The organism is Paenibacillus sp. JZ16 (assembly GCF_015326965.1).
GTDB lineage: Bacteria > Bacillota > Bacilli > Paenibacillales > Paenibacillaceae > Paenibacillus_AQ.
In genome coordinates, this window is sequence record NZ_CP017659.1 from 3,031,722 (window position 1) to 3,056,372 (window position 24,651).

Here is a 24,651-nt window from a genome sequence, read left to right on the forward strand (position 1 = left end):
CCCATGGCGCTTGCTTGCCGGAGAAGTAACCGGATAACGGTGCTAAAATTGAACCGAAAATCCGTTGAACCGGTGAATGCCCGTTCCAAATCGGACAAGGTCTTTTTCCCGCAGCTCTTGAACCGCCTCTTTGACCACGACCAGCCATGCCGGATCCAGTCCAAGTGTATTGTGAGAACCATAGATGCGCTTTACACCATCGAGATTCGCGATCCGCTCCAGCGAGTTTACGAGATCCTCCGGACTTGTCGTTGGATAAAAAGCATATATCGGCGTCTCGTCATACAATAAATCCCCTGTGAACAAGTAACCCCGGTGTACATCAAATACCACGATATGTCCAGGCGAATGGCCCGGCGTGTGGTAAATAACCAGACTCCGCCCGCCCAGCTCGATGACATCTCGATCCCTTAGAATACCGTTCGGCTGCCCCTGGTAAGGGGTATAGGTTGCCGGATCGAAGGAAGCCGGTACCGGCCTCGTGATATCGCGTGAAATGTCCTTACGGATTTGTTCAATGGACAGCTTCTTAATCCCGCTGACGAGCCAGTCCTCCTCAGCCTCATGCACATAAATCTCTCCGTACTGCCCATGACTGCCGATATGATCCGCGTGAACATGCGTGGTTAGCACCACAACAGGTAAATCCGTCAGCTGATCGGTCATCCGCCTCATGTTGTCGATGCCAAGTCCCGTATCAATCAGTGCGGCACGCTCGCTTCCGATCAACAGAAACGAATGTACCTTCTCCCAATGTCCGTATTCACTGATCGCGAACGTGGTCTCATCCAGCTGCGATACGGTAAACCATGCATCATCGATAACGACGTTATGTTGATGATTCTCCATATGTAATGACTCCCCCATCAAGGATTATCGAATGGTGATATCCTCCTGATTATCTTGAAATGCGATCAACGACATATAGTAATTTTTCTCTTCCGTGGACACAGGCGTATGGCCTGTTTCGGCCGTCTCCATCGTAAAGTGTTTATTCATGAGCTGCTTGAACTCATCCACAAAAGCATGGAAGCTCTCCTTTGTTGCATGAAAACGGTAGGTCCCTGCAATGTTTTTTCGATAGTGTTCGCTTGTGCTGTCCAAGGCAAGAGAAGAAGCCGGCGCGCTTTCGATTTTCGTCCGGGTAACATCGAGTGTCTCCATAAATACCTGTCTGGATGTTTCCACCAAATCCAGGCTCGGCAGCAAATGATCCTCCGGAATGAAACGGCTTGCGACGGCGCGATAGTATTTCTGCACGATACCGTTCTTCTCTTCCTTCCGGACCACGTGAATGATGCCGTGCTTCTCCAGCTCCTTCAGATGAAAGTAAATATTGTTCCGCGTAATGTCCAGTACCTCGGCTAGCTGCTGTCCGGTGTAGGCATCTTTCACGAGATTCATCAGGATCTTGGTGCGCAGGGGATCGGCAATCGCTTTGAGCTGTTCATGAGTTTTAATTCTATAAACACCAGTCATTTTAATTTTAACACCTCCATACACTTTACCGGTAAAATTTATTTTACCGTCTTTTGTGTTTCATCCTATCATGATCTTTATCCGCAGGTCAACTTGCTGCCCCTAAGATTTTTCCGTTATACCAGATTGGAGCCGAGTGCGAGTCAACGATGATACCATTTGGCAATACTGTTATAACACGAAGGAAATCACGCAGGGATCCCGTCTTATACACTTAGCCTGCTCCCCTTAAGCAGCTGAATTGTGATATATTATCCACAATCGTATATACGACATTATGACGTTCAAAGGATGTGCCTCATGTTTGACCCGACGATATTCGAAAATTTAAAGGTTGGCATCGAAAACGCGGTCTACGATCTCGATAACCTCGATGAAATCATTCGTGTTACCGATCGGAAGGATCTTCTGGATATGGCCACGTTATCCAGAAGTTTTAGCCTCCGGTTCGAGCTGGCTGCGTCATCCACAACTTCAGCCGAAATTTGCCTGGAGACCGGGCTCCGGGATTTGGCGGCCGAGATCTTGGAAATTCCGGAAGGTCAGCCAGCCTGCGAGCTGAAACTCCGCTTTTATAAACATATCGCTGATGCTTCCATAGCGTGTCCGGCTATTGCCCAGATCATAAAGGAGATATGGAATCCGGAGCTTCCTCCGCTGCAAACGATACGGTACACCTACAGCGATGATCCGGTACCGCTTCACAACACGATCGAGCTTCGCTTTCCTCGTAGAATCAACGAAGAACAGATGGGAGATATTCCGAATATCTTGGAATTCATGCTTCGTACGCTGGGAGAATTAGACCAGATATAACTTAAAGATAACCGAGATTTCTCATAAAGAAAGCCTGCCCACGATCATCGCGGACAGGCTTTTTAACTTATATTATTAAGCAACAACCAACCGGATCCAGATATCCGAAGGATCTTGAACGGCCCAGACGCCATCGCGCTGCTCCAGGCCCAGTCCCGCCTCACGGATACGGCCGGTTACCGCTTCAAGCTCTTCATGGCTCGGAAGCTCAATCGTATAATCTTCCATCCCCGCAGCGCTCCGTGGTGTGTTCGGCACACCGATTCCTGCCCAAACATTGAGCCCGATATGGTGATGGTACCCTCCCGCAGATATAAACAACGCAGCGCCGCCGTAATGGGCTGTCAGCTCAAACCCCAGAACATCGCAATAAAATACGCGGGCATCATGCAGGTTGGACACGTGGAAATGCACATGCCCGATAACCGTCTCTTCAGGAAGTCCATACCATTCCTTGTCCTTGGAGAGAGCCAGCAGTCCTTCTACATCGACAGGGTCGGTAGTCATCACATATTCCCCATTGGCATCACGCTTCCAGATATCCCTTGGTCGGTCGGCATAAATCTCGATGCCGTTCCCGTCCGGATCATTAATGTACAATGCTTCGCTGACCAAATGATCGCCTTGACCGACTGGAATGTTATGCGCAATCAGATTGGCAAGCGCAAGCCCGAGCGATTCCCGATTCGGAACCAGAATTGCAAAATGGTACAGACCTGCCGTCCGGGTCTGCGGTCTCACCAGATCTTGAATTTCCTCTATAATCAGCAGCGGCTGTTTGCCGTCTGCCGTCAATTCGGCAACACGGCCATGCTGGCGAAGCATTTTCAACCCGACGACTTCTGTATAAAAGCGAACAGATTGTGCCAGATTACTGATCCGCAGAGAGACCGGGCCAAGCTTTGTGGATGGATGTATAATGGCTGTCATATTCTCACTCCTTGAATGTTGTGGTTAGTTCATTCCATATATTCAGGTCAACGTCAGGTTCAACTTGTAATCAAATCAGTTACATCTTGCTTGTAATCATTATAGTTACAGGACATCCTTGTTGTCAAACCCAGTAATTTACAAGTACATCGAGTCGCCAACATTTAACCAAAAGAAAACGCCCATCCTACATAAGGATCGAGCGTGTGATTTTTGCCTATTCACTTGATGTTCCATTCGCAGAGGCATCAATTTTCCGGACAATCTCTTCCAGATTCACCTCATGCAGCGTGTTCTCCATGGCCTTCTGGGCGGCTGAAAAAACCGGGACAATCGCCGTTTGAATATGTTTGCCGACAGGACATTTTGTGTCCGAATTCTCATGAATGCCAAACAAGGAATCCTCCTGCACGACATGAACGGCATGATAAATATCCAGCAGCGTAATCTCGGACGGTTGCCTTGCCAGCTTCGCTCCCGCTACGCCAGGTTTAACCTCCACCAGGCCCGCTTTGCTCAGCATGCCTACAATACGCCGGATAACCACAGGATTCGTGTTCACACTCTCCGCGATATAATCTGAGGTGCTGACGCCAGCCTTATTCATCTCCAGCACGGAGAGAATATGAATGGCCACTGCAAATCGGCTGCTTATGTTCATGTGACCCCTCCTGACGGACCAAATCTTCAGATGACTATCATATCATGTAACCATCATAGTTACATTAACCCTTAAAGTCAACGGTGAAGCCGCTGCCCCTTAATCCAAAATCAGGCACTTGATATACAAATTTCAAAATTTTATGGGATATAATGTAATTTTATGTTGATTTTCCCGAACTTTTCACTATAATTATCACAATACGTATTGGTAAAATCAACCTATTCAAACATAATCCAGGCATCCCTGCATGATCCAAAACATTCAAGGAGGAAATCCATGGATCCCAGCCAACATCGAAATGAAACGTATACTATCAGACGTCCTCGAAAGCCCAAACGCCGTCTCAAACTCAAAAAATGGGTAGGAGTATCCTTTACTATACTGATTCTCTTAGGCGGACTAGGCTATATTTTCAGAAAAGAATTATCCTGGATAGCGTTTCAGGCTTTTTTCGCGAAAGATATCAAACATACGCTCGAGCAATCCTACAAACCTGTTGGTCCTTCTGATTCGCCCGAGCCTATTGCGGAGGCAACGAAACCATTCTCGGTTTTGCTTCTGGGCGTTGATCAACGCGAGGACGAGCCTGCCCGTTCCGACACCATCATCTACTCTGTCATCCGACCTGACCTTAATAAAATTTTGCTTGTCTCCATTCCGAGAGATACCTACACCGAAGTCATCGGCAGGGGAGTCACCTCCCGAATCAACTCAGCTTACGCCCACGGCGGCGCGAAAATGGCCATGGATACGGTTGAGCATCTGTTTCAGCACCCTGTCGATTATTATGCAGCCATCAATTTCCACGGATTAACGGATATCGTCAATGCATTGGATGGGATTAAACTCCCCATCGATAAAGTCATCGAGAACAAGAGCGCCCGTCATATCAAATTGCGGATCGAGCCGAACAAGCCGATTTATGATGGAACAGAGGCATTAAATTATATAAGGTACCGGGAGGATTCGGATTTCAACCGTACCATGCGTCAACGCATATTCCTCAGTTCCTTAATGGATCGGGTATTTGAATTGAGAAATATAACCAAAATCCCGGAGCTGATTCGTATCGGAGGCAGCAATCTCACGATGGACTTAAACTCCGATTTCATTCTCAAGCTGGCCGAAAACCTATTTTTTAATGACTCTCCACCGACATTTGAGAATTACATGCTAAAGGGAAAAGATCTAGTGATCCGCGGCGATTACTTCTATGATCCGGACGATTCGGACATCCGGTATATTCAAGAACTGCTTGCCAACTGGTCTGATGAAAAGACCAAGCTGGAAGATTTGATGATCCCAGGTGCGAAGTGAATCTGATCACACGAGGTTGGATGAATCGCCTGACTAAGGTAAAGCTTGTTATGAACGATCCATGATAAAAAACCTCCCTTTCGCGTACCACGAAAGGGAGGCTTTTTAAAGAATACCATCTGCTCCTTCTAGAACATCGGAAATACGTATTTGATAAGGAAATACAAAAATCCAAAGAAGATAATCAGATAAGCCACATACTTAATTAACGTAGATGCTACCCTGCTGGAGTCATTCCGCTCCTCGATATTGCGGGTCTCGATCTCCACGTCTCGGTCACGCTGCCTGCTCATAGTCTCCACCTCCATCCGATTCTTTAGTTGCAGATGTTGGTTATTTCTTGACGCTTACTACTCTTTACACACACGTCTGGAGATTGAACCAAGCTTCAGGTCAGGAGATGGCAAGCTTAGAGAAAGCCGATCATGGCAGGCAGAACGATAAAGGAAGCCAGCGTGGTCCACAGTATGCACCTGGATACCAGCTTGGGCGCGGCATCGTATTGTTCAGCAAGGATTACCGCATTCACGGCTGCTGGCATCGCCGACAAAATCAGGATGACCGCAAACAAGGTTCCCTCAATGGATAAAATCGCGAGCAATCCCCAAGCCACCAATGGGCCCGCCAGCATTCGCATCGCCATGCCCGACCAGAATCCGCGCTTGGAGACGGCAGAAGCTCCGCCATCCCGAACCCCGACCATCTGGGCTCCCAGTATGACAAGAGCGAGCGGCGCATAAGCCGCGGACAGCATGGAAACGCCGGTATTCAACCCTTCCGGAAGCTGAAAATCCGTCAACCGGAAGAGCACGGCGAGTCCCGCCGCGTAAACCGAGGGGAGCGTAAACACCGATTTGATCGCCTTTGCGGCGGAAAAATGAGATCTCGCTGCCAGGTACACCCCTAATGTATTCATAATGATAATCTGCACAATGACATACACAGAAGCTTTATCCAGCCCTGCTTGCCCGAAGGCAAGCAGAACGAGGGGAAGCCCGTAATTCACGCTGTTGGTAAAAATAGTGGTCAAGGCGAGCCCCGATTTCTCTGTCTGGGACAAGCCCAGCATTTTACCGGCTAAGGCACTCAGCACCCAAAGCGCAATCACATTCAACAAGCAAAACGCAACCGTTACCGTGACCTCATTCGAGGTAATCGAAGCCTTCTCCAGCGTTTCGAAGATCAGAGCCGGGCTCAGCACATATAAAGACAGGGCCGAAAGGCCCTTGGTTTCAATGCCCTTGAATCGCTTGAGCAGTGCTCCGCCGATGACGGGCAGTGATATGGGTAGGAATACGCCATAAATCGTAGCTAAGAAAGAAGAGATCATGAGGTCCACCTTTATGCAAAGTAAAAATTCTTGGTCCGCCGCTGTTGTCATTTCAACTAACGTATCCCGTTGGTTGAGCCATAAATCATCGATTATTTGCACTTTGGAAAACTAGCTATCCTCTGACGGATTTATAATCGCCAGAACCTGATGATCCACCCACTTACCGTTGATCTTTGCATTGCTTCGAGAGATGGGCTCTTTGTATAAGGTCGACGACAGCCATCCAAGTTTGCTCCGGACCACGCACCGAGCGCACAGGGGGCGGCGCGCTCAGTGCGTGCACACAGGCGCCGCCGCGCTCGGTGCGTGCGCACAGGGGACAGCGCTCGGTGCCGGGACGCCGCGAACGGTGTACGGACATAAGACCTGCTCCGTGCGGACCGTGATTCCGCTATTTGCAAACAAAGGTACTAAAATTAAGCTTAAGCGGACACTTGTTCCGCTATTGCCGGCATATCACAGCAAAAAACAGGCAAAAGCCGAGAGTAACGGATTCTGTGTCCGCAAAGCCTTAAATTTGGCACTGTTGTTGGCAAATAGCGGACCTCCTGTCCGCATCACTCCGTGCATATTGCACATCATCAGCGCATATTGCACATCATCCGCGCATATCGCACATCGTCAGCACAGGGGGCGGCGCGCTCAGTGCGTGCACACAGGCGCCGCCGCGCTCGGTGCGTGCGCACAGGGGACAGCGCTCGGTGCGGGGACGCCGCGAACGGTGTACAGACATAAGACCTGCTCCGTGCGGACCGTGATTCCGCTATTTGCAAACAAAGGTACTAAAATTAAGCTTAAGCGGACACTTGTTCCGCTATTGCCGGCATATCACAGCAAAAAACAAGCAAAAGCCGAGAATAACGGATTCTGTGTCCGCAAAGCCTTAAATTTGGCACTGTTGTTGGCAAATAGCGGACCTCCTGTCCGCATCTCTCCGTGCATATTGCACATCATCAGCACATATCGCACATCGTCAGTGCATATTGCACATCATCCGCGCATATTGCACATCTTCAGCGCATATTGCACATCATCCGCGCATATCGCACATCATCCTCGCATATTGACATCATCAGTGCATATTGCCATCATCAGTGCATATTGCCATCATCAGTGCATATTGCCATCATCAGTGCATATTGCCATCATCAGTGCATATTGCCATCATCAGTGCATATCGCACATCGTCAGTGCATATTGCACATCATCCGCGCATATCGCACATCATCCTCGCATATTGACATCATCAGTGCATATTGCCATCATCAGTGCATATTGCCATCATCAGTGCATATTGCACATCTTCAGCGCATATTGCACATCATCCGCGCATATTGCACATCTTCAGCGCATATTGCACATCATCCGTGCATATTGCACATCATCCGTGCATATTGACATCATCAGTGCATATTGCACATCATCCGTGCATATTGCACATCATCAGCTCATATTGCACATCATCAGCTCATATTGCACATCATCAGCGCATATTGCCCATCGATTCCGACTTTTATATTATTGAATCGGTATTGCCATTTCCCCTCTTTCGGGAAAATGGCGATATTTATGGGTAACAAAGCGCGGCGGTGATCCGGATTCAAGACCGGGAATTCGGTTACGGTAATTGTTTCCATCAACTAACTTCGTCTCCGTATCTTCCCTAAGAATAATGTACATGGATCATTCTCTCTACATCCTAACCCATACCTCAAGCATTCGTCCAAGATTCAAAGACTATAGGTTTAATAGGCTTAGGCTCTCATTATGCCATCTTCCTGATGACAAACGACACGGTGGTTCCTCTGCCCATTGTGCTGTCAATCATGAGTCCTTGCCCATAGACTTGCTTCAAACGCCGATCCGTGTTCATAAGGCCGACTCCCTTGCCGGTACGCTTCCCGCTTCCCAGCATCAAGCGGAGCTTCTCGGGATCCATCCCGGCACCATCATCCGCAATAATGACTTTGGCGGATTCAGCTTCACTTACGATGCGAATCGTTACGGTCCCTCCCTGGGTTCGAGCCAATACCCCGTGAACGACAGCATTCTCCACAATCGTCTGCATGGTCAAAGGGGGAAGCTTCCACTGCTGAACAGCAACTTCCTCGGAAATATGCCAACGGACACGCAGGCGTTCCCCAAACCGCTCTCCTTCGATATACAGATATGAGCGAACCAAGCCAAGCTCCTGCTCCAGCGGGATAAAACGCTCCAAGTTGCTGATATCATAGCTGGCTCTCAGATAGTGGCTGAATTCTCCAATCAGCGCAACCATCCGGGAAGGGTCAATCTCACTAAGAGATGCAATCGAATTTAAAGTATTGTGCAGAAAATGCGGCTGAATTTGAGCCTGGAGCCAAGCCGCCTCCATATGCAGCCTTTCCTTAATGGAGCGCTTCAGGTCCAGCAGCGCGCGTACCCTTGTTTTTAATTCCAGATGATCCACCGGTTTTATCAAATAATCGTTAGCTCCGGAAATGAAGCCCATATGAATATCTTCAGGGCGATTTCTTGCAGTCAGCAGCAGAATTGGAAGCTCCGATATCATATACCTCTGCCGAATCGTCCTGGACAATTCATATCCTGACATCTGGGGCATCATCACATCAGATATGATGAGATCCCACTCTCCCTGCTCTAACAATTGAAGGGCTTCCTCAGCCCGGGTAACGGTCACGATCTGATACCCTTCGTTTTCAAGCAAATGACGGATAACTTTTAGGTTAACCGGATCGTCATCTACGATGAGCAGCCTGCCATCGGTTTGACGAGAACGCTGCTTAGCCTCGGATTCGGCATCATCCTGTTCGTGCTTATCTGACATGTTAGATAGCCTCTCCTTCTCTTTCTCTGAATTTGAAGCCAAGGAGCCGGCAATAAACTCCTGTTTATCCGTATTCTCCTGCCTCATCATATCGTCCACTTTCAGCGTAAACGTAAAGGAACTTCCCTGCCCCGGAGCAGATGACACGGAGAGTTCCCCGCCATGCAGCTCAACCAGCTGCTTGCAAATGCTGAGTCCAAGCCCCAAGCCGCCTCCCGCTGCGGCAAAGTTGGAGTCTCCCTGCTCGTAGGGGAGGAATATCCGCCTTACTGTCTCTTCGTCCATCCCCATCCCCGTATCAAGAACGTGGACGCAGGCCCTTCCATTAACAACATCGGCAGTCACCATGATTCGGCCTGACTCCGTATATTTGATTGCATTGTGAATCAGATTGAATATAATCTGAACCAACCGGCTTTCATCTGCCCATACCTTGGGAAAGTCATCCTCGATCTCGCATACGAGCTCGATTCGTTTGCCCTCCGCCATCGGACGGAGCATATCCAGCACGCCTTGGGCAGCCGAACCGAGATGGATGCTCTGTACATCCAGCCGAATCCGCCTGTCCTTCAATAACGAAACATCCAGCAAGTCATCCAACAGCAGCGACATCCGCTTACCAATGCCGGTAATCAGCTCCAGGTGATTACGATCCTCTTGCTGAAGTGTACTCCCTTTGCGTTCCAGCAGCGTTTGCGCCATATTAATCATGCCATGCAGCGGATTTCGCAGCTCATGGGACGTATTTGCCAGAAATTCATCCTTTTTCTTGTCTGCCCGCTGCAGCTCCTCTGCCTGTTCCCTCAGCACCACAGTGTTTCGGGCAAACCGGATAAACCAGAAGGAAGCAAATCCGAGAAACGCAACGATCAGGTCTATCGGATAATAAGGCAGTTCCTTAAAATACCGAAACCTTAAAATTCCGCTTACGATAATGTTGCAGGAAACCGCAACCGCCGACAGCAAGATAAATATGGCCGCTTCCGTCCGCTCGCTGACCGCCTTCCTGGCAATCGAAGGCAGGAACAGTACGGAGCTTATTAATACCAATGATAAATAAGTAGAGAGATGCACCATCAGATGAAACGGAAGCAGCAAATAAGCGACGGCATACGAAACCACAAAGATTGTATAGGCCCGGTATAATCCTTCTTTGATTCTCGGCCGGAGTAAATGCTTGGTGCACAGAATCAAACATAAGGATATTGCCACATAAGCAACAACCTTAAGCTTCACTGACCATTCGAAACGGATAGCAGGCTGCCAAACGAGCAGGAGCTTATCGTCGTCAACCAGCGTAGCCAGCAGCGTAAACAGTATAAGGGCCGCAAAATATAAGAGGCCTTTGCTCCGATAGCCGATCAGATACAAAATTAAGATATACATGACATGAAGAAATAGCACTATGCAGACCAGCAGCTGCATGTTCTCCGAGAACGCTTTTCCTTTCATCACCGCTTCTGCAGTCCCGAATTTGATTGGCAGCCTAATCCCGCCTGAATCGGCATATTGGTAATTGCTCACTTCCAGAATGATATCCAGCTCGTCTTCGGCAGCCGGGGGGATGAGTTCGATATGGGGAACGATTCTTGCCACATGGGTCTTTGGCGTATCGGAGGGATGTCCGGATTCGTACAATAACTCGCCATTGACATACAAACGATAGGCTGTACGGATATCGGTGATCCAGAGGCCGTAAGTTATGTTACGTTCCGGTACGAGCAGCTTGAGACGATAAGTGCCGAAGCCCATTTGGTTCCCGTTCTCGTTTACGCCTCCCCATGGCCCGGGAACCTGTATCCAGCGCGGATCGGCGGCAGGCTGCTGCTCCCCTTGAGACCATCTATCCGGGCCCATCCATTGATTCGGATAAAAGGCCCACTCCCCGTTCAGCGCGACCGTATTGCGGTCATCCGCCCGCCAATCCCGAAGATCCAGCACTCCTTGCTGAAACGGAACTTCCTCAGGGATCATGATGATTTTAAAATAAGCCAACCGCACGGAGAGTAAAATGACAATAAACAGAAAAGTAATCCCCAGCAGCCTTTTGCCGGAGATCGGTTTCGATTTCGAGTTTGAGTTCGAGTTGGAATAGGTCGACAATAATAACAGTCCTTTTAACATATTGTAAAAAATCAACACCCCTACACAACTGTCCATTATTTTACATCGTTACGGAGCTGTTGTCTGTTCCTTTTCCATAAAGTCCAATAAATAAGCGGGCCGGGTCAGGCCGCTATACAAACGATAATGTCTTGCCTGGACGCTGCAGCGGCTGGTACGGACATAATTCCGCAGCGGATACATACTTCACCGTATAGTAAGAGTAGAATCTTTTTCTACCGGATGCTTCATAGATCCACGAAAAAAAGTCGAAAATCGAATCATCCACCCATTTTCCGTTGTACTCGATCAAGGACCGCAAATAAGGAATTTGGAGTTTCACTCCCCCATCCCACATAAAGATAAATGTGTTAACCTCGGCGTTTTTTTGCAACAAAAAATGAACGGTACGCTCATCCAGCAAGTACTTTTCCTGTCCACACAGAAATACCGGACCCTCATCCGTAGCAACGATGCCAATCCGCTTGCCGTTGAAGTGAGCATAGAAGCCTCTGCAATGCTGGAGGTCCTTCTCCGCATCAAGCTCGAACTCCCGGAACGTTCCAAGCTCCAATCCCATGGCCTTTTGCAGCGAAGATTCCTTAAATTTCCGAATGAATTTCATAACCGAATAATGTACCTCCCGATTGTTATGGTTCACTCCCAGTATAGGAGACCGTCCTCTACAATTTCTGAACAACACCGGAAGGACTATAAAATCAGGCAAGTATATACAAAAAAATCACCGGTCGAACAACCGGTGATTTCATCTCGAATGCGTCTTGGCTATCTCATCTATTTCATATTGGCGGCTTGAATTCCATTGCTCCATTCGTCGTACCATTTCACAATGTAAGGGCTTGGCTCCTCGCCCATCTCATCTTCTAACACCTGACACAGAAGACTGAATTGACGGTGCACCTGGGCCGGATTATCCTGCAAAGCATATATTTTCATCAATGAAATGTAGGCCTTCTCCTCCAAGGGATGCTGCCTCTGGATCGAGAAGTAGCATAATATGGCTTCATCGATGCGTTCCTGATCCACATACCATTCCGCCATGGATAAAGAAACGCTAAGCCACAGCTCCTTCAGCCTTTGACGCTCTCCTTCTGCCCACCAGTAGTCATATTCCTGCAGGTAGTCCCCCGTGTACAACTTCATCATTTCAATATGTCGCTCAATCGATTCAGCCGATACGGAGGTGTTTGACATGAACCAATTCTCCCACTCCTCAATGTCCAGCTGCACGCCTTCCATATTCAGCACATAGCCTTCCGTCGTGTTGGTGATTTGGAATCGGGTATCATAAGGCTCCAATGTTTTTCGGATATGATAAATGGCCGTGTACAGCTGGGGATAGGCTTTATCCATATCAAACTCCGGCCATAACATATCGATCAATGCCGACTTTCGTACAAGCTGTCCTCTATGCTGAAGCAAATAAATGAAGATCTCCTGAGCCCGGGTTGTCCGCCAATGAAGCAGAGCGAATTGCCCCTGCTCATTCGGCTGCTCGATCATAACCTGGCGGAACATTGTCATCCGAATGCTGCGATTGGACTCCATGACCTCTTCCGGCCTGGACGCAATGCGGCTTCGCAAACGCTCCATCGTTTTGGCGACTCGATCAATCTGGACAGGTTTAACAATATAGTCAACGGCATTCAATTCAAAGGCAGTGACTGCATATTCGTGATACCCCGTCACAAATACAATACAGAGATGAGGCTTCTGCTCAAGCAGCTGCTCTGCCAGCTCAATGCCATTTAATTCCGGCAAGCTGATATCCAAAAACACGATATCGACGTCCCTTGCAAGAATTTCTTTGCGTCCTTCAAAGGGATTCGTATATGTACCGATTACATCTATAGACATGGTATCCAGTTTTAACAGCTGACGTTCTAAATACTTCAAAGCCAACGGTTCGTCATCTACGAGAATTACCTTCATTCATATTACTCCTTGGATTGGAAAAATACGGTCACATTTAACTATATTGATTCCTTCGCATTGTTGCAACAAGCGAAAGCAATGTTTATAACAATATACTCGTTATTTTTTCTCTTGAAAAACTCATAATTCCAAGTATAATACTTGGTATAAAGTGATTAGAAGTTTACTAAAGGGGGCTTTCAACTTGGATCAATGCGATAAAGAACCGACATCTCTGACCCTCGATGATTATCTGGATCTCCTCAGTTTGGCTATTCGCTTGGAAGATCGGAAGTGGCAAGCAGACATTGTTCGTACACTTCGGCACATGTTGGAACCGCAGGGCAAGAAGCAAGCGAAGTCGGAGGAATGCACGGAACAAGAACTGTGGCAATGCGTGAACCAAATCAATGACCGGATGTTTGCCCTTTACAATGAACTGAAAGCAACGGATGATAAAGATATGCAGCGGAAGCTGCTGGACCAGATGTGGGAACTTAAAATTGCCCGGGTTGAGGTTTTCCGCAAAATACGCTCGATATATCAATAGCAAACAAAGACGATAACTCCTTCTGGAGTATCGTCTTTGTTTGCTATTGTGCCCCTTCGTTATGATAAGTCCAAATAATAATAGGCAAATTCTTCATCCTGCACATACCCTGCCGATTCATACAAATGCCGAGCTGTCACGTTATGAAGCTGCGTGGACAGAGTCAGCCCTATGGCTCCGGTCTGAAGGGCGTGCGCTTGGGCTTGATGCAGCAGATTCCTTCCGATACCAAGCCCGCGATATTCGGAGTCCACGAATAGATCATTCAAGACCCACAACCTGGACATCGAGAGCGATGAGAAGGATGGATATAACTGCAGAAAGCCAGCCGTAACCAGGTTTTCTCCTCTATTGCAATCCGCTAAATACATAACGGAATCGCCCAGGGTCAGCCTCTCCCTGATATATTCCTCGGCCCCGTTCAAATCATCTTCCCGCCTGTAGAATTGCCGATACTGATTAAACAGAGCGGCTGCCTTGCTCAAATCCTTCTGTTCCGCTTGATATATATGAATCTCTGCTTTCAAATCACGCACATCCTTTACATCCGACGTTACCCCAAGTGTACTGGATGACGGTCAGGGTTTGGAATGCATAAAATCACGAACGGTTTGCACGCAACTTCATCTTCAAGCATCCAGGATGGTGTCATGATTTCCGGATTAAACTGCACGGCCTACAATGACCAAATCCCGCTTAATGCCGTCAAGCTCCGCAACCCCGGGGAGAAGCCCCCATTGATCAAAGCCAAACTTCATCAACAGCTTAAGGCTCGGTTCATTATGGCCGAATACAAATCCGACCAGATTACTGACGCGAAGGCGCGGGCACTCCTCAATGGCCTTCTGAATTAATATGCTTCCGGCACCGATGCCGCGATATTTCTCGTTTACGTATATGCTGATCTCAGCTGTGCCGTTATAGGCCGGACGGCCATAAAAGGATTGAAAGCTCATCCATGCAACCATTCCGTCATCGGACCGCATGACCCACAGCGGACGAAAATCGTTGCTGTGCTCTTCGAACCAGCGTATACGGCTCTCCACCGTGACCGGCTCCAGATCGGCGGTTACTTTTCTGCCTGAGATCGTCGAATTGTAAATGTCAACAATGGCCGGCAAATCCTCTTTGACGGCATAATCGATACGGTATTGTTGCGTCACGATGTCCTACCTCCGAATAGATGCGTAATCTTTTTGTACGAGATCTATTGTACAAGAGGCAGCGGAAAAACGCTTCTGTTTTTTCAAGCGGCATTAATTCACGAAGGTGTTTCGCACACGCATGGAGCGAATGAAATACGGGATCCAGATACAGGCGTACAGAATGGACCGGGTAACTTCACGCATGAATGTCCCATCATTCCCCTGAGCCAGGATTTCGATTTGGCTGACTGCGACATAGTCCACTATGCTGGTCAGCAGACTAAATAAAATATAACCGATCATCAATTTGGGAAACGCCTTTTTTTGCGATAGAGCAAAAATAAAGCAAAGACTAATGCAATAATAAACAACACATTAACTACGGTCTCAAAAAGGATTAGCTGGACAAGCGATTGATTATAAGCAGCCGATCCTTTATCGGTAATCATACTCCATATCTCCGGCTCGAACACCGGGAAAATATGATTAAACAGCAGGTATGTGATCGTGATCAATGAAAAATACATAGAAATCTGGACTAATACAAGCCATCCGCCAAGCCCTTCCACTTTAAGTTTTATAAGATATTTGGGTGTCTGGCCCTGCGGTGATGAATCAGGAGTGTTCTCCTGAACTTGATTCGGATCCATTCGAGTGTAATTCCTCCCGTATAACATGTAATTTATTAACTTCAAAACATTATATAGGAAGATCAAGCTCATAATAAAGGAAAACTTTACTTACGTGTTTGAACGCGATAACCTAACATTAATAGCGTAAAAGCCGTCTTCTGATGATGAAAGGAATGAACAGAATGAATGAACGATTGCAAAGTTTGCTACAATCCATGAATACACAGGGCTGGGATCATGTCCTTGTGACAGACCCCAAGCATGTTTACTATTTGACCGGATTTGCGAGTGATCCTCATGAGCGTTTCCTGGGCCTGCTCCTCTCCTCTGCGAATGATCCGGTGCTGATTGTCCCCGCATTGGATGCCGACGCGGCAGCGGCCGCTTCAACGGTTAAGCATATTGTCACGCACCAGGATACCGATAATCCGTATCTCTTGCTCAAGCAGCAGTTTCAAGGTGCCGTCGGTACGATGGCGCTAGAGAAGGATCAGCTTACGGTCTCCCGTTATGAGCAGCTGCAGCAGCATGTGAACGCGAACCGGATCGAGGATGTTGGCGCTGTGCTCCGGGAGCTCCGAATCCGAAAATCGGCCGATGAAGTGAAGATCATCAAACATGCAGTAAGACTGGTTGAGGATGTTCTGACACAAGGCCTGGCCCAGATCAAAATCGGCGTCAGTGAGATTGAGGTTGTGGCAGAGCTGGAATACCTAATGAAAAAAATGGGTGCCGATGCTCCGTCCTTCGCCACAATGGTATTATCCGGCCCCAATACCGCCTTGCCTCACGGTGTTCCCGGTACGCGCCGGATTGAAGCAGGCGATCTGCTCATGTTCGATATGGGAGTTTATGCGGGTGGTTATGCGTCGGATATTACCCGTACCTTTGCCGTAGGCGAGCTGAAGCCTGAAGCCGTAGACATCTATGAGACGGTTCTCGCAGCGAACCTGGCCGGCATTCAGGCCGTAAAACCCGGCGTAACCTATGGGTCGATTGACCAAGCCGCTCGCAAAGTGATTGACGACGCAGGGTACGGCCATGCTTTTGTACATCGCTTGGGGCACGGGCTTGGCATGGATGTTCATGAATATCCGTCCATCCACGGTTTGAACCAGGACATTTTACAGCCCGGGGCGGTATTCACGATCGAGCCCGGCATTTATCTGCAAGGCGTAGGCGGCGTGCGGATCGAGGATGATGTGATCGTAACCGAGGATGGCGTCGAGGTGCTGACCTCCTTCCCGAAAGAACTGACTAGCATCGGATAATTCCATTTTCAGTATGATAAAAAAAGCCCGGATACCGTTTTACTTACGGTATTCGGGCTTTCTCTATGTACCAGAAGAGCCATCCTCCGGCAGAAACAATGCCTTCAAGATGGCTCCCATGGTTACGTTCTTATGCCTGAACCATATCCAGTTCAATGTTGTCATCGTTGTACACGTCTTTATCGACTTCATTCATGACTTTCCCGGTAATCACGCCCGCTGTCATGGAGTCATTCACGTTCAGTGCCGTCCGTCCCATATCGATCAGCGGCTCGACGGAAATCAACAGGCCCGCCAAGGCAACCGGCAGGTTCATCGTGGAGAGCACGATGAGCGAGGCGAAGGTAGCCCCGCCTCCGACACCCGCCACGCCGAAGGAACTGATCATAACGACCACGATCAGGGTAAGGATGAACGACCATGAGGTCGGGTCCACGCCGGCTGTCGGCGCAATCATGACGGCCAGCATGGCAGGATAAATGCCCGCGCAGCCGTTCTGCCCAATCGTGGCGCCAAACGATGCCGAGAGATTCGCGATGCCTTCCGAGACACCCAGCTTTTTGTTCTGGGTCTGCACGTTAAGCGGAATCGTAGCCGCGCTGGAACGCGACGTAAAGGCGAAGGTCAGCGTCGGGAATACCTTTTTCACATATTTAAGCGGGTTGAACCCGAATATCGCCAGCAGTACCAGATGGATAATGAACATGGCGATCAAAGCCACGTACGAAGCAAGGACAAAATCGATCAAATTCATGATGACCGCAAGGTCGGTCGTGGCAATCGTTTTGGCCATAAGCGCCAAAATCCCGTAAGGGGTCAGACGAAGCACCAGCGTCACGATGCGCATGACCACGCCATACACCGCAGAGATCATATTGCGGAACGTTTCCGCCTGCTCCTTGTTTTTTCGGTCTAACCCGAGAACCGCGATCCCGATGAATGCCGAGAAAATAACGACCGCAATCGTCGAAGTTCTTCGCGCCCCCGTCATGTCGGCAAACGGATTGCTCGGAATGAAATCCAGGATCTGCTGCGGGAGCGTACGGCCCTCAACATCCCCGAGCCGTTCTTGCAGCAGTGCACCCTGCTGCTCTTCCGCTGCACCGCCTTGGATATTGACGGCGGACAAATCGAACGCCAGCGCGGTTGTAATCCCGACTGCAGCGGCTACGGCTGTCGTCAGAAGCAGCACCGTAATGATAAGTCCGCTCATTTTGCCCAGATTCTTTCCGCCCTTCAGCTTCATGATAGCCGATATGATCGACACCATGATCAGCGGAATGACCATCATTTGCAGCAGCCTTACGTAGCCGTATCCTATCAAATTAAACCAATCGGTGGATTTCACCACCACATCGGAGGTCGAAGTGTAGATGAGCTGCAGTGCCACTCCGAACAACACACCCAGTCCGAGTCCGGCAAACACGCGTTTGGTAAACGAGATATGCTTTCTCTGCATCCAGTACAAAATACCGACCAGCAGAATCAGAACAAGGACATTGATGATAACCCAAAGCGTTTCCATCCTAATGATTCCTCCCATTCTTTAAATAAGGATATATGTGCTCCATCCTCATGTCATAAGTGCGCTAGTATGTATTCATATCCATTACAGCCCACTCTAAACATATCATTACCCGATTGAGAAAATTCCTGTCAAAATCGTTAGTTTCCCATCGATGCGGATTATGTCGACTATGTTGATCGGATTACCACTGATATCACCCTACTATCATATCATGTAAACTTCAAAAGGAGAACCACAAATATTAACAAAACCGTTTCAATCAGTTCATTGAGAGCTCCATATGTATCCCCCGTCAGTCCTCCAAGTCTTCGGCTCATCCGTTCAGCCGTTAAACTTCCAGCTGCCCAGGCTATGAATGGGATAATAAGGATTCCTCCGACTGCAATCGTCCAAAGATTAGTCTCGCCTGCCGTGAACCATAGGAAACCTACAGTAACTAGCGTTAAGAGAGCAGCCATTACGCCCGCCAGCGATCTCCTTCCGGCCGTCAATCCGTGAAATAGAGCGGCTAGCCCCTCACTTCCCCGTGCCATCGGCCAGCGATACATCGCATGGACCATAAACCAGCGGCTCCAAACCGGAGCGAGCACCAGCAGCCATGCCTCTTGTTTCCATGCCCCGGCTGACAAATCCCATACAGACATGATCAAGGAAGCCTTCAGAAGGAGCAGCAGCATACACGCCATGACGCCCATCGCACCCACACGGCTATCCTTCATGATTTCAAGCATCCGTTCGCGCGACCGATGGCTGAGCAGCGCATCCGCGCTGTCCATCCAGCCATCGAGATGAAGCCCTCCAGTCAGCGCTACCCATACAACCAGCAGGATGACGGCAGCAGGAAGGGAGGGCAGCACATAGCTTAAGCCCAGTCCCAATCCGCCAACGATAAAGCCTATGACCGCCCCTACCAAAGGATAAAAAACGACGCTCCGTTGCTGCACTTCCGGCGTAAAAGGAATTTCTCTCCGCACCGGCAGCCTCGATAGAAATTGAAAAGCGGCCGCAGCCGCTTCGATCATCTTGCTCATATGAGATACTCCTTGCTCTTGATTTCCATCGGAATTCCCGCCGTCACCAAAAATACTTCATCGCATACCTGAGCCAGCCTCTGATTCATGATCCCTGCCCAGTCGCGATATATTCGGCCTAGCGGATATTCCGGAACAATACCCGACCCCACTTCATTGGTTACCAAAATGACCATGCCCGGGTAACTCTGTACCGCTCTTGCCAGTCTGCCGATTTGAAGTCCTAACCGTTCTTCCATTGCAGCACTTCCTTCAGGCTCAGCTTGCAGCAGCACATTCGTAAGCCACAGCGTCAGGCAGTCCACTACCACCGCAGGGGCATCCGAGGCGGACTGGCCGAGCGTTTCCAGCAATTCGGGCAGTGCGACAGGCTCCTCCACCGTCTCCCAACGATAGGCTGAATCCTGCCTGCGGTCTTGATGAATCCGGATCCGTTCCCTCATCTCTTCGTCGTAGGCTTGCGCAGTCGCCACGTACGTTCCCGACTTCGATCGCTTCATGCACAGCTTCTCCGCGAATGAGCTCTTTCCGCTTCTGGCCCCGCCTGTTACCAACACGCTTCCACGATGGCTCATACGGCCCCTCCGCTGATTCCAGCGCTCTCAAACGTCGCCATCTCGTTCACGATCCTGCACGCCGCCTCGACCAGATGAAGGCACAGCACCCCGCCCGTCCCCTCGCCAAGACGCATGTCCATTTGCAGCATCGGCTGGAGTCCGAGCTCTTTCAGCAGAAGAACATGCGCCTGCTCATGCGAAACATGAGAGGCAATCATATAGGAGAGAGCGTCCGGGCAGATGCATTTGGCAACCAGCGCCGCCGCACTGGATATGAAACCATCGATGATAACCGGACAACCGTGAGCAGCTGCACCCAGGATCAGTCCAGCCAACCCGCCGATCTCATATCCTCCAACTTTGGCGAGCACGTCGAGGGGATCATCGGCATGTGGTCTATTAACTTGTATAGCCTGTTCCACCACTCGAATCTTATGCAGCAGCCGTTCATCCGTTACGCCGGTTCCCCTCCCCACGACTTCAGAAGGCTGATAGCCGGACAGAACGGAGAAGATCGCCGCACTCGGTGTCGTGTTCCCAATGCCCATCTCTCCGGTCACGAACATTTGCGTTCCTCGCGATACCAATTCGGCAGCTACCTCTGCACCGACTACAATGGACTCCAGTGCCGCTTCCTTTGTCATCGCAGGCCCTTTGGCCATATTGGCGGTTCCTCTGCCAACGTTCCGCGACATCAGCTTCTCATGGTTCAGCTCGATCGCGACCCCGATGTCCACACAATGAACGTCTGCCTCCGCCTGACGGGCCAGCACATTCACAGCCGCCCCTCCATTCAGGAAGTTCATGACCATCTGGGGCGTTACCTCAGCCGGAAAGGCGCTGATTCCTTCTTCACAGACTCCATGATCGCCAGCCATGACAACGACGGATTTTTGGGTGAACGACGGTTTCATATTCCCTGTAATGCCCGCTAATTGGATCGCTAGCGACTCCAGCTTGCCCAGACTGCCCGGAGGCTTCGTCAGCGTATCCAAATAAGCGGCTGTTTCGTTCTGCACCTCGACACTCAGCGGTTTTATGTTAGCAATGTAACGATTTAAACGATTCACGATGGTATCCGTCAATGAAATGACCTCCTCATATCTTGTTCCTAAATCTTGCATCCCCGTCGGAACATGCGGCTGCATCGGTCAGGACCATGTGCTATTTGCCGTTAACAGCACCTGCGGAGCGCCATTCTCGGGATGGGCCACAATCGAGGGCTCTACCCGGAAGATTCGGCGTATATACGCCGCTGTCAAAACCTCCTTCGGCTTGCCAATCCCCGCGATCTTTCCCTGATCAAGCACCAGCAGCTTATCGCAAAACTGGGCTGCCAGGTTCAGATCATGCAGTACGCTGATCACGGTAATTCCGGAGGAGCTCCGCCACTGCGCCACCATATCCATAAACTGAAGCTGATAGCGGATATCCAAGTAAGTCGTCGGTTCATCCAGCATCAGCAGCGAGGGTTCCTGGACCATCACCTTGCCAAGCGCGACACGCTGACGCTGGCCCCCGCTTAACTCGGTAAGCCGCCGTTCTTCCAGACCGTTCAGATCCAGCTTTCGGATAATGGCCTCAATGAGCGGCCCTGCATCCTTATCTTCACGACCAAGCCAGTTCAGGAAGGGGAATCTCCCCATCTCCAGCACTTCCCGGACCGTAAAATCAGTAGGGTCAAGCCCTTCCTGCTGAAGCACCGCCACGATCCGTGCCAGCGCCTTTCGGGTATAGCGTCCAAGCTCCTTGCCCCGAAGGGTCACGCTTCCTGTCGAGGGACTCTCCACACCGGATAACAGCTGCATAAGGGTGGATTTACCGCTTCCGTTCGGACCGATGATCCCCCACCATTCCCCTTCGGCAATGTGAAGGTCCACACCTTCAAGAATCGGCACCTTGCCATAGGCTTTGCCAAGTCCTTGAGCTGTAATCATGATAAACCCTCCCTGCGCCTTTTTTTGTTCCGGTATAGCAAATACGCAAAGAACGGAGCGCCTATGAATGCCGTAACCACACCGAGCGGTATTTCCGTTGGTGCCAGCACGGACCGTGCCGCCGTATCGCACCAGACCATGAACATCGCGCCGCCCAGAGCCGACAGTGGAACAATGACGCGGTAATCGGAGCCGGTGATCAAACGGATCATATGCGGTACTACAAGTCCCACGAATCCAATCACGCCGGAGACCGACACGGCTGCTGCGGCGAGCAGGGTAGCAACGATGAGCACGCTCGTCTTCAGCCGATCCACATTCAAGCCCATATGGGCGGCCTGCCGTTCCCCCAGCGACAAAATATTAAGCGCTCGCGACCTGCTCCATAAGTATATAAAACCTGCGATAAAATACGGGAAAAGGATGGCCGTATACGACCATCCACGCATGCTCAGGCTCCCCATCGTCCAGTACAGGATCTGGTTCACCGTATCTTTGGACATGACCGTCAGAAAGGAAACGACGGCGCCCAGAAACGACTGCATCACCACGCCGGACAGAATGAGCCCGTGGATCGGCAGCTTTCCTTGATCCCTCGCCAGCAGCAGAACGACCCATAAGGTCCCTGCTCCGGTCAGAAACGCTACAAGCGGAAGTGTGTAACCTCCGGCAAAGGAGTATTCCATCCCGAAAAAAATCAGGGATGCTGCGCCAAGCGCAGCACCCGAGGATACACCGAGCGTAAACGGATCCGCCAGCGGATTGCGCAATACCCCTTGAAAGGCGGCTCCGGCGACGGCCAGGGAGGCTCCTACGAGCATCCCAAGCAATATGCGCGGCAATCTCACCTTCATTAAGATTTGCTCGGATGAAGCTTCCCAGCCCGGAACGATGGAATCGCCGATTCCCGGCAGCCGGTGCAGCAGCATCGCCCCAATCTCTCTCACAGGCAGGTGCACGGAGCCGATTCCGAGACTGACAACCAAGGTTAACAGTAATAGGATGATGCCGGCCGCACCGAATCCTGCAAGTTTTTTACTCATGGATTCATCAGTTCCGGATAAACGGCCTTCGCCACTTCAATCAACCCTTGCGTTACACGGGGACCCGGACGGCTTAACAGATTCGCATCCACGGATATGACCTGATCGTTCTTGATGGCTTCGATCTGATCCCAGCCGCCGCGCTCCTTGATCAGCTGATCCAATGTTTTCTTGGTTGCTTCGTCAACGACATCGTCCGTGTACAGAATGACGTCGGGGTTTGCAGCGATAATATTCTCCTCGCTGATTTCGAACCAGCCTTCCGCTTCGCCGGCTGCGTTAACGCCGCCAGCTAAGGTGATGATCTCATCCATAAACTCGCCCTTGCCGACGGTCCATCCTGGAGAGAATTCCACATACACTTTTTTCTTGTCTTCATCCTTCACGGATTTCACGGCTTCTGTAACGGTAGTCAATTCCTGCTTCATCTGATCCACGACGGCTTTCGCTTCCGCTTGACGGTCCGTAATTTGTCCGATCAACTGGATGTTCTCCATTACGGCATCGATGGTTTTCGGATCATTGACGAACAGGGTCACGCCAAGCTCACGCAATTTCTCGGCATTCTCGGCATTCATCGAAGCGGCGAATACCACATCGGCATCGGCTGCAATAATAGCCTCTTCATTTACTTGGAACCCGCCCAATTTCGGCTTGGATTTGGCCGCTTCCGGATAATCGTCATTATCGGACACGCCCACAATTTCCTCATCCAGGCCCAAAGCGAACAGTTTTTCCGTCTCGGACGGTGTCAGGGATGCAATTTTGGCCGGAGCTTTCTCAAACGTCATTTCAACCCCGGTTGAATCCTTGACGGTCAGCGGATACGTCGTTTTAAGCTCTTCGCCCGAATCCGCAGGCGCTTCGTTATTCTGCTCTTCCTGCTGTGCCGGCGGCGTTGTATCCTTCGGCGCAGCTTCTTCGCCTCCACAGCCGATCAAGGCCAGAGCCATCAGTATGGCTACCAGAAGTACGGACCATGTTTTGTTCAATGCTTTCATCTCTTGAAATCCCCCTATACATAATTGAGAACCTGGCGCTGCGAGTTTACATTCCTTCGACCGATCCTTACCGGGAGAAAAAAACATCAATCGTCATACTCCAAAGATGCAAAAATCCCCGACTCCTCGTAAACAAGGAATCAGGGATTACGTTTTAACATAAGGACATCTGGATCACCGTTCACAGATAGCGCCTTAAACTTCCGCCCACACATGCTGCATGGGTCCGGCAACGTAATCCTCTCCTCGAAGGACCGTCATTCATTCGCCGAGGGCAGGTCTCCTGACTTGCAGGCTGTAACGACTTCTCCGCCTTCCCAAGCGCTTTTGGCTCAGTGGCATATGGAGAAGTCCCTGCTTCACAGTGGCGGGACCGTGCCGGACTTGCACCGGCTTCCCTATTAACCCGGCAGATGACAATAAATGCCCTCTGTCCGGGACCCTCGCAAATAATATGAATTTATGTATGTTAGGCCAAGCATGGTTTCTCTGCCCAAGATTATAGGCGATAAACCTCCCTCTTACAACCGAAAGTTTCGGTCATTTCAAATG

The 24,651-nt window shown here is 49.9% G+C and carries 23 protein-coding genes, 2 pseudogenes and 1 riboswitch; of the genes and pseudogenes, 4 read left to right on the forward strand and 21 right to left on the reverse strand.

Features of this window, described 5'->3' with window-relative positions; translation table 11 throughout:
• Positions 1-42: 42 nt before the first annotated feature.
• Positions 43-849, reverse strand: coding sequence for an MBL fold metallo-hydrolase (locus BJP58_RS13685; protein ID WP_194544352.1), 807 nt, complete (start codon positions 847-849; stop codon positions 43-45).
• Positions 850-873: 24 nt separating this feature from the next.
• On the reverse strand, positions 874-1,479 hold the full coding sequence (locus BJP58_RS13690; RefSeq protein WP_194544353.1) for a winged helix-turn-helix domain-containing protein: 606 nt from the start codon (positions 1,477-1,479) through the stop codon (positions 874-876).
• A gap of 300 nt (positions 1,480-1,779) precedes the next feature.
• Between BJP58_RS13690 and BJP58_RS13695 the strand changes: the two genes are divergently transcribed.
• Complete coding sequence (locus BJP58_RS13695) at positions 1,780-2,295, forward strand: hypothetical protein (protein ID WP_194544354.1); 516 nt, start codon at positions 1,780-1,782, stop codon at positions 2,293-2,295.
• Positions 2,296-2,370: 75 nt separating this feature from the next.
• Here BJP58_RS13695 and BJP58_RS13700 read toward each other — a convergent pair whose 3' ends face one another.
• Positions 2,371-3,225, reverse strand: coding sequence for a VOC family protein (locus BJP58_RS13700; protein WP_194544355.1), 855 nt, complete (start codon positions 3,223-3,225; stop codon positions 2,371-2,373).
• 217 nt (positions 3,226-3,442) lie between these two features.
• Entirely contained in the window at positions 3,443-3,886 is a 444-nt protein-coding gene (locus tag BJP58_RS13705; protein WP_194544356.1) for an Rrf2 family transcriptional regulator, read from the reverse strand.
• 279 nt (positions 3,887-4,165) lie between these two features.
• On the opposite strand from BJP58_RS13705, the gene BJP58_RS13710 reads away from it, so the two are divergent.
• Positions 4,166-5,206, forward strand: a complete 1,041-nt coding sequence (locus BJP58_RS13710; protein ID WP_194544357.1) for an LCP family protein — start codon at positions 4,166-4,168, stop codon at positions 5,204-5,206.
• A gap of 128 nt (positions 5,207-5,334) precedes the next feature.
• Here the strand turns inward: BJP58_RS13710 and BJP58_RS13715 are convergent, their stop codons facing one another.
• The 7 genes and pseudogenes from BJP58_RS13715 to BJP58_RS13740 form a co-directional block, all read right to left on the reverse strand.
• On the reverse strand, positions 5,335-5,499 hold the full coding sequence (locus BJP58_RS13715) for a hypothetical protein (protein ID WP_164817510.1): 165 nt from the start codon (positions 5,497-5,499) through the stop codon (positions 5,335-5,337).
• A 116-nt stretch (positions 5,500-5,615) separates the two neighbouring features.
• Positions 5,616-6,536 carry an AEC family transporter gene (locus tag BJP58_RS13720; RefSeq protein WP_194544358.1) on the reverse strand — a complete coding sequence of 307 codons (921 nt, stop codon included), beginning with the start codon at positions 6,534-6,536 and terminating at the stop codon, positions 5,616-5,618.
• A gap of 111 nt (positions 6,537-6,647) precedes the next feature.
• Positions 6,648-6,743, reverse strand: a pseudogene (locus tag BJP58_RS34125) (GNAT family N-acetyltransferase); the annotation flags it as partial.
• Between the two features lie 1,259 nt (positions 6,744-8,002).
• Positions 8,003-8,179, reverse strand: coding sequence for a hypothetical protein (locus BJP58_RS13725; RefSeq protein WP_194544359.1), 177 nt, complete (start codon positions 8,177-8,179; stop codon positions 8,003-8,005).
• Between the two features lie 125 nt (positions 8,180-8,304).
• On the reverse strand, positions 8,305-11,490 hold the full coding sequence (locus BJP58_RS13730) for a hybrid sensor histidine kinase/response regulator (RefSeq protein ID WP_194544360.1): 3,186 nt from the start codon (positions 11,488-11,490) through the stop codon (positions 8,305-8,307).
• Positions 11,491-11,602: 112 nt separating this feature from the next.
• On the reverse strand, positions 11,603-12,094 hold the full coding sequence (locus tag BJP58_RS13735) for a hypothetical protein (RefSeq protein WP_194544361.1): 492 nt from the start codon (positions 12,092-12,094) through the stop codon (positions 11,603-11,605).
• 170 nt (positions 12,095-12,264) lie between these two features.
• A complete protein-coding gene (locus BJP58_RS13740) occupies positions 12,265-13,422 on the reverse strand; it encodes a response regulator (RefSeq protein WP_194544362.1) in 1,158 nt (385 codons plus the stop codon).
• 187 nt (positions 13,423-13,609) lie between these two features.
• Between BJP58_RS13740 and BJP58_RS13745 the strand changes: the two genes are divergently transcribed.
• Positions 13,610-13,954, forward strand: coding sequence for a hypothetical protein (locus BJP58_RS13745; RefSeq protein WP_194544363.1), 345 nt, complete (start codon positions 13,610-13,612; stop codon positions 13,952-13,954).
• A 59-nt stretch (positions 13,955-14,013) separates the two neighbouring features.
• Here the strand turns inward: BJP58_RS13745 and BJP58_RS13750 are convergent, their stop codons facing one another.
• The 3 genes and pseudogenes from BJP58_RS13750 to BJP58_RS34255 form a co-directional block, all read right to left on the reverse strand.
• Positions 14,014-14,490 carry a GNAT family N-acetyltransferase gene (locus BJP58_RS13750; protein WP_194544364.1) on the reverse strand — a complete coding sequence of 159 codons (477 nt, stop codon included), beginning with the start codon at positions 14,488-14,490 and terminating at the stop codon, positions 14,014-14,016.
• A 126-nt stretch (positions 14,491-14,616) separates the two neighbouring features.
• On the reverse strand, positions 14,617-15,117 hold the full coding sequence (locus tag BJP58_RS13755) for a GNAT family N-acetyltransferase (protein WP_071222644.1): 501 nt from the start codon (positions 15,115-15,117) through the stop codon (positions 14,617-14,619).
• Positions 15,118-15,210: 93 nt separating this feature from the next.
• Positions 15,211-15,821, reverse strand: a pseudogene (locus BJP58_RS34255) (DUF2569 domain-containing protein).
• A gap of 92 nt (positions 15,822-15,913) precedes the next feature.
• On the opposite strand from BJP58_RS34255, the gene BJP58_RS13770 reads away from it, so the two are divergent.
• A complete protein-coding gene (locus BJP58_RS13770; protein ID WP_194544366.1) occupies positions 15,914-17,002 on the forward strand; it encodes a M24 family metallopeptidase in 1,089 nt (362 codons plus the stop codon).
• Positions 17,003-17,132: 130 nt separating this feature from the next.
• Here the strand turns inward: BJP58_RS13770 and BJP58_RS13775 are convergent, their stop codons facing one another.
• The 7 genes from BJP58_RS13775 to BJP58_RS13805 form a co-directional block, all read right to left on the reverse strand.
• Entirely contained in the window at positions 17,133-18,527 is a 1,395-nt protein-coding gene (locus BJP58_RS13775; RefSeq protein WP_071222641.1) for an L-cystine transporter, read from the reverse strand.
• A 212-nt stretch (positions 18,528-18,739) separates the two neighbouring features.
• Positions 18,740-19,561, reverse strand: a complete 822-nt coding sequence (cobS, locus tag BJP58_RS13780) for an adenosylcobinamide-GDP ribazoletransferase (RefSeq protein ID WP_194544367.1) — start codon at positions 19,559-19,561, stop codon at positions 18,740-18,742.
• Entirely contained in the window at positions 19,558-20,136 is a 579-nt protein-coding gene (gene cobU / locus BJP58_RS13785; RefSeq protein ID WP_194544368.1) for a bifunctional adenosylcobinamide kinase/adenosylcobinamide-phosphate guanylyltransferase, read from the reverse strand. The genes cobS and cobU overlap by 4 nt, the downstream gene beginning before the upstream one ends.
• On the reverse strand, positions 20,133-21,203 hold the full coding sequence (gene cobT, locus BJP58_RS13790; RefSeq protein WP_233355070.1) for a nicotinate-nucleotide--dimethylbenzimidazole phosphoribosyltransferase: 1,071 nt from the start codon (positions 21,201-21,203) through the stop codon (positions 20,133-20,135). Before cobT ends, cobU begins: the two co-directional genes overlap by 4 nt.
• Before the next feature lie 66 nt (positions 21,204-21,269).
• Positions 21,270-22,055, reverse strand: coding sequence for an ABC transporter ATP-binding protein (locus BJP58_RS13795; protein WP_194544369.1), 786 nt, complete (start codon positions 22,053-22,055; stop codon positions 21,270-21,272).
• Complete coding sequence (locus BJP58_RS13800) at positions 22,052-23,098, reverse strand: FecCD family ABC transporter permease (protein WP_194544370.1); 1,047 nt, start codon at positions 23,096-23,098, stop codon at positions 22,052-22,054. Before BJP58_RS13800 ends, BJP58_RS13795 begins: the two co-directional genes overlap by 4 nt.
• On the reverse strand, positions 23,095-24,099 hold the full coding sequence (locus BJP58_RS13805) for an ABC transporter substrate-binding protein (protein WP_194544371.1): 1,005 nt from the start codon (positions 24,097-24,099) through the stop codon (positions 23,095-23,097). The genes BJP58_RS13800 and BJP58_RS13805 overlap by 4 nt, the downstream gene beginning before the upstream one ends.
• A 256-nt stretch (positions 24,100-24,355) precedes the next feature.
• Positions 24,356-24,559: riboswitch (cobalamin riboswitch) on the reverse strand.
• Positions 24,560-24,651 lie beyond the last annotated feature (92 nt).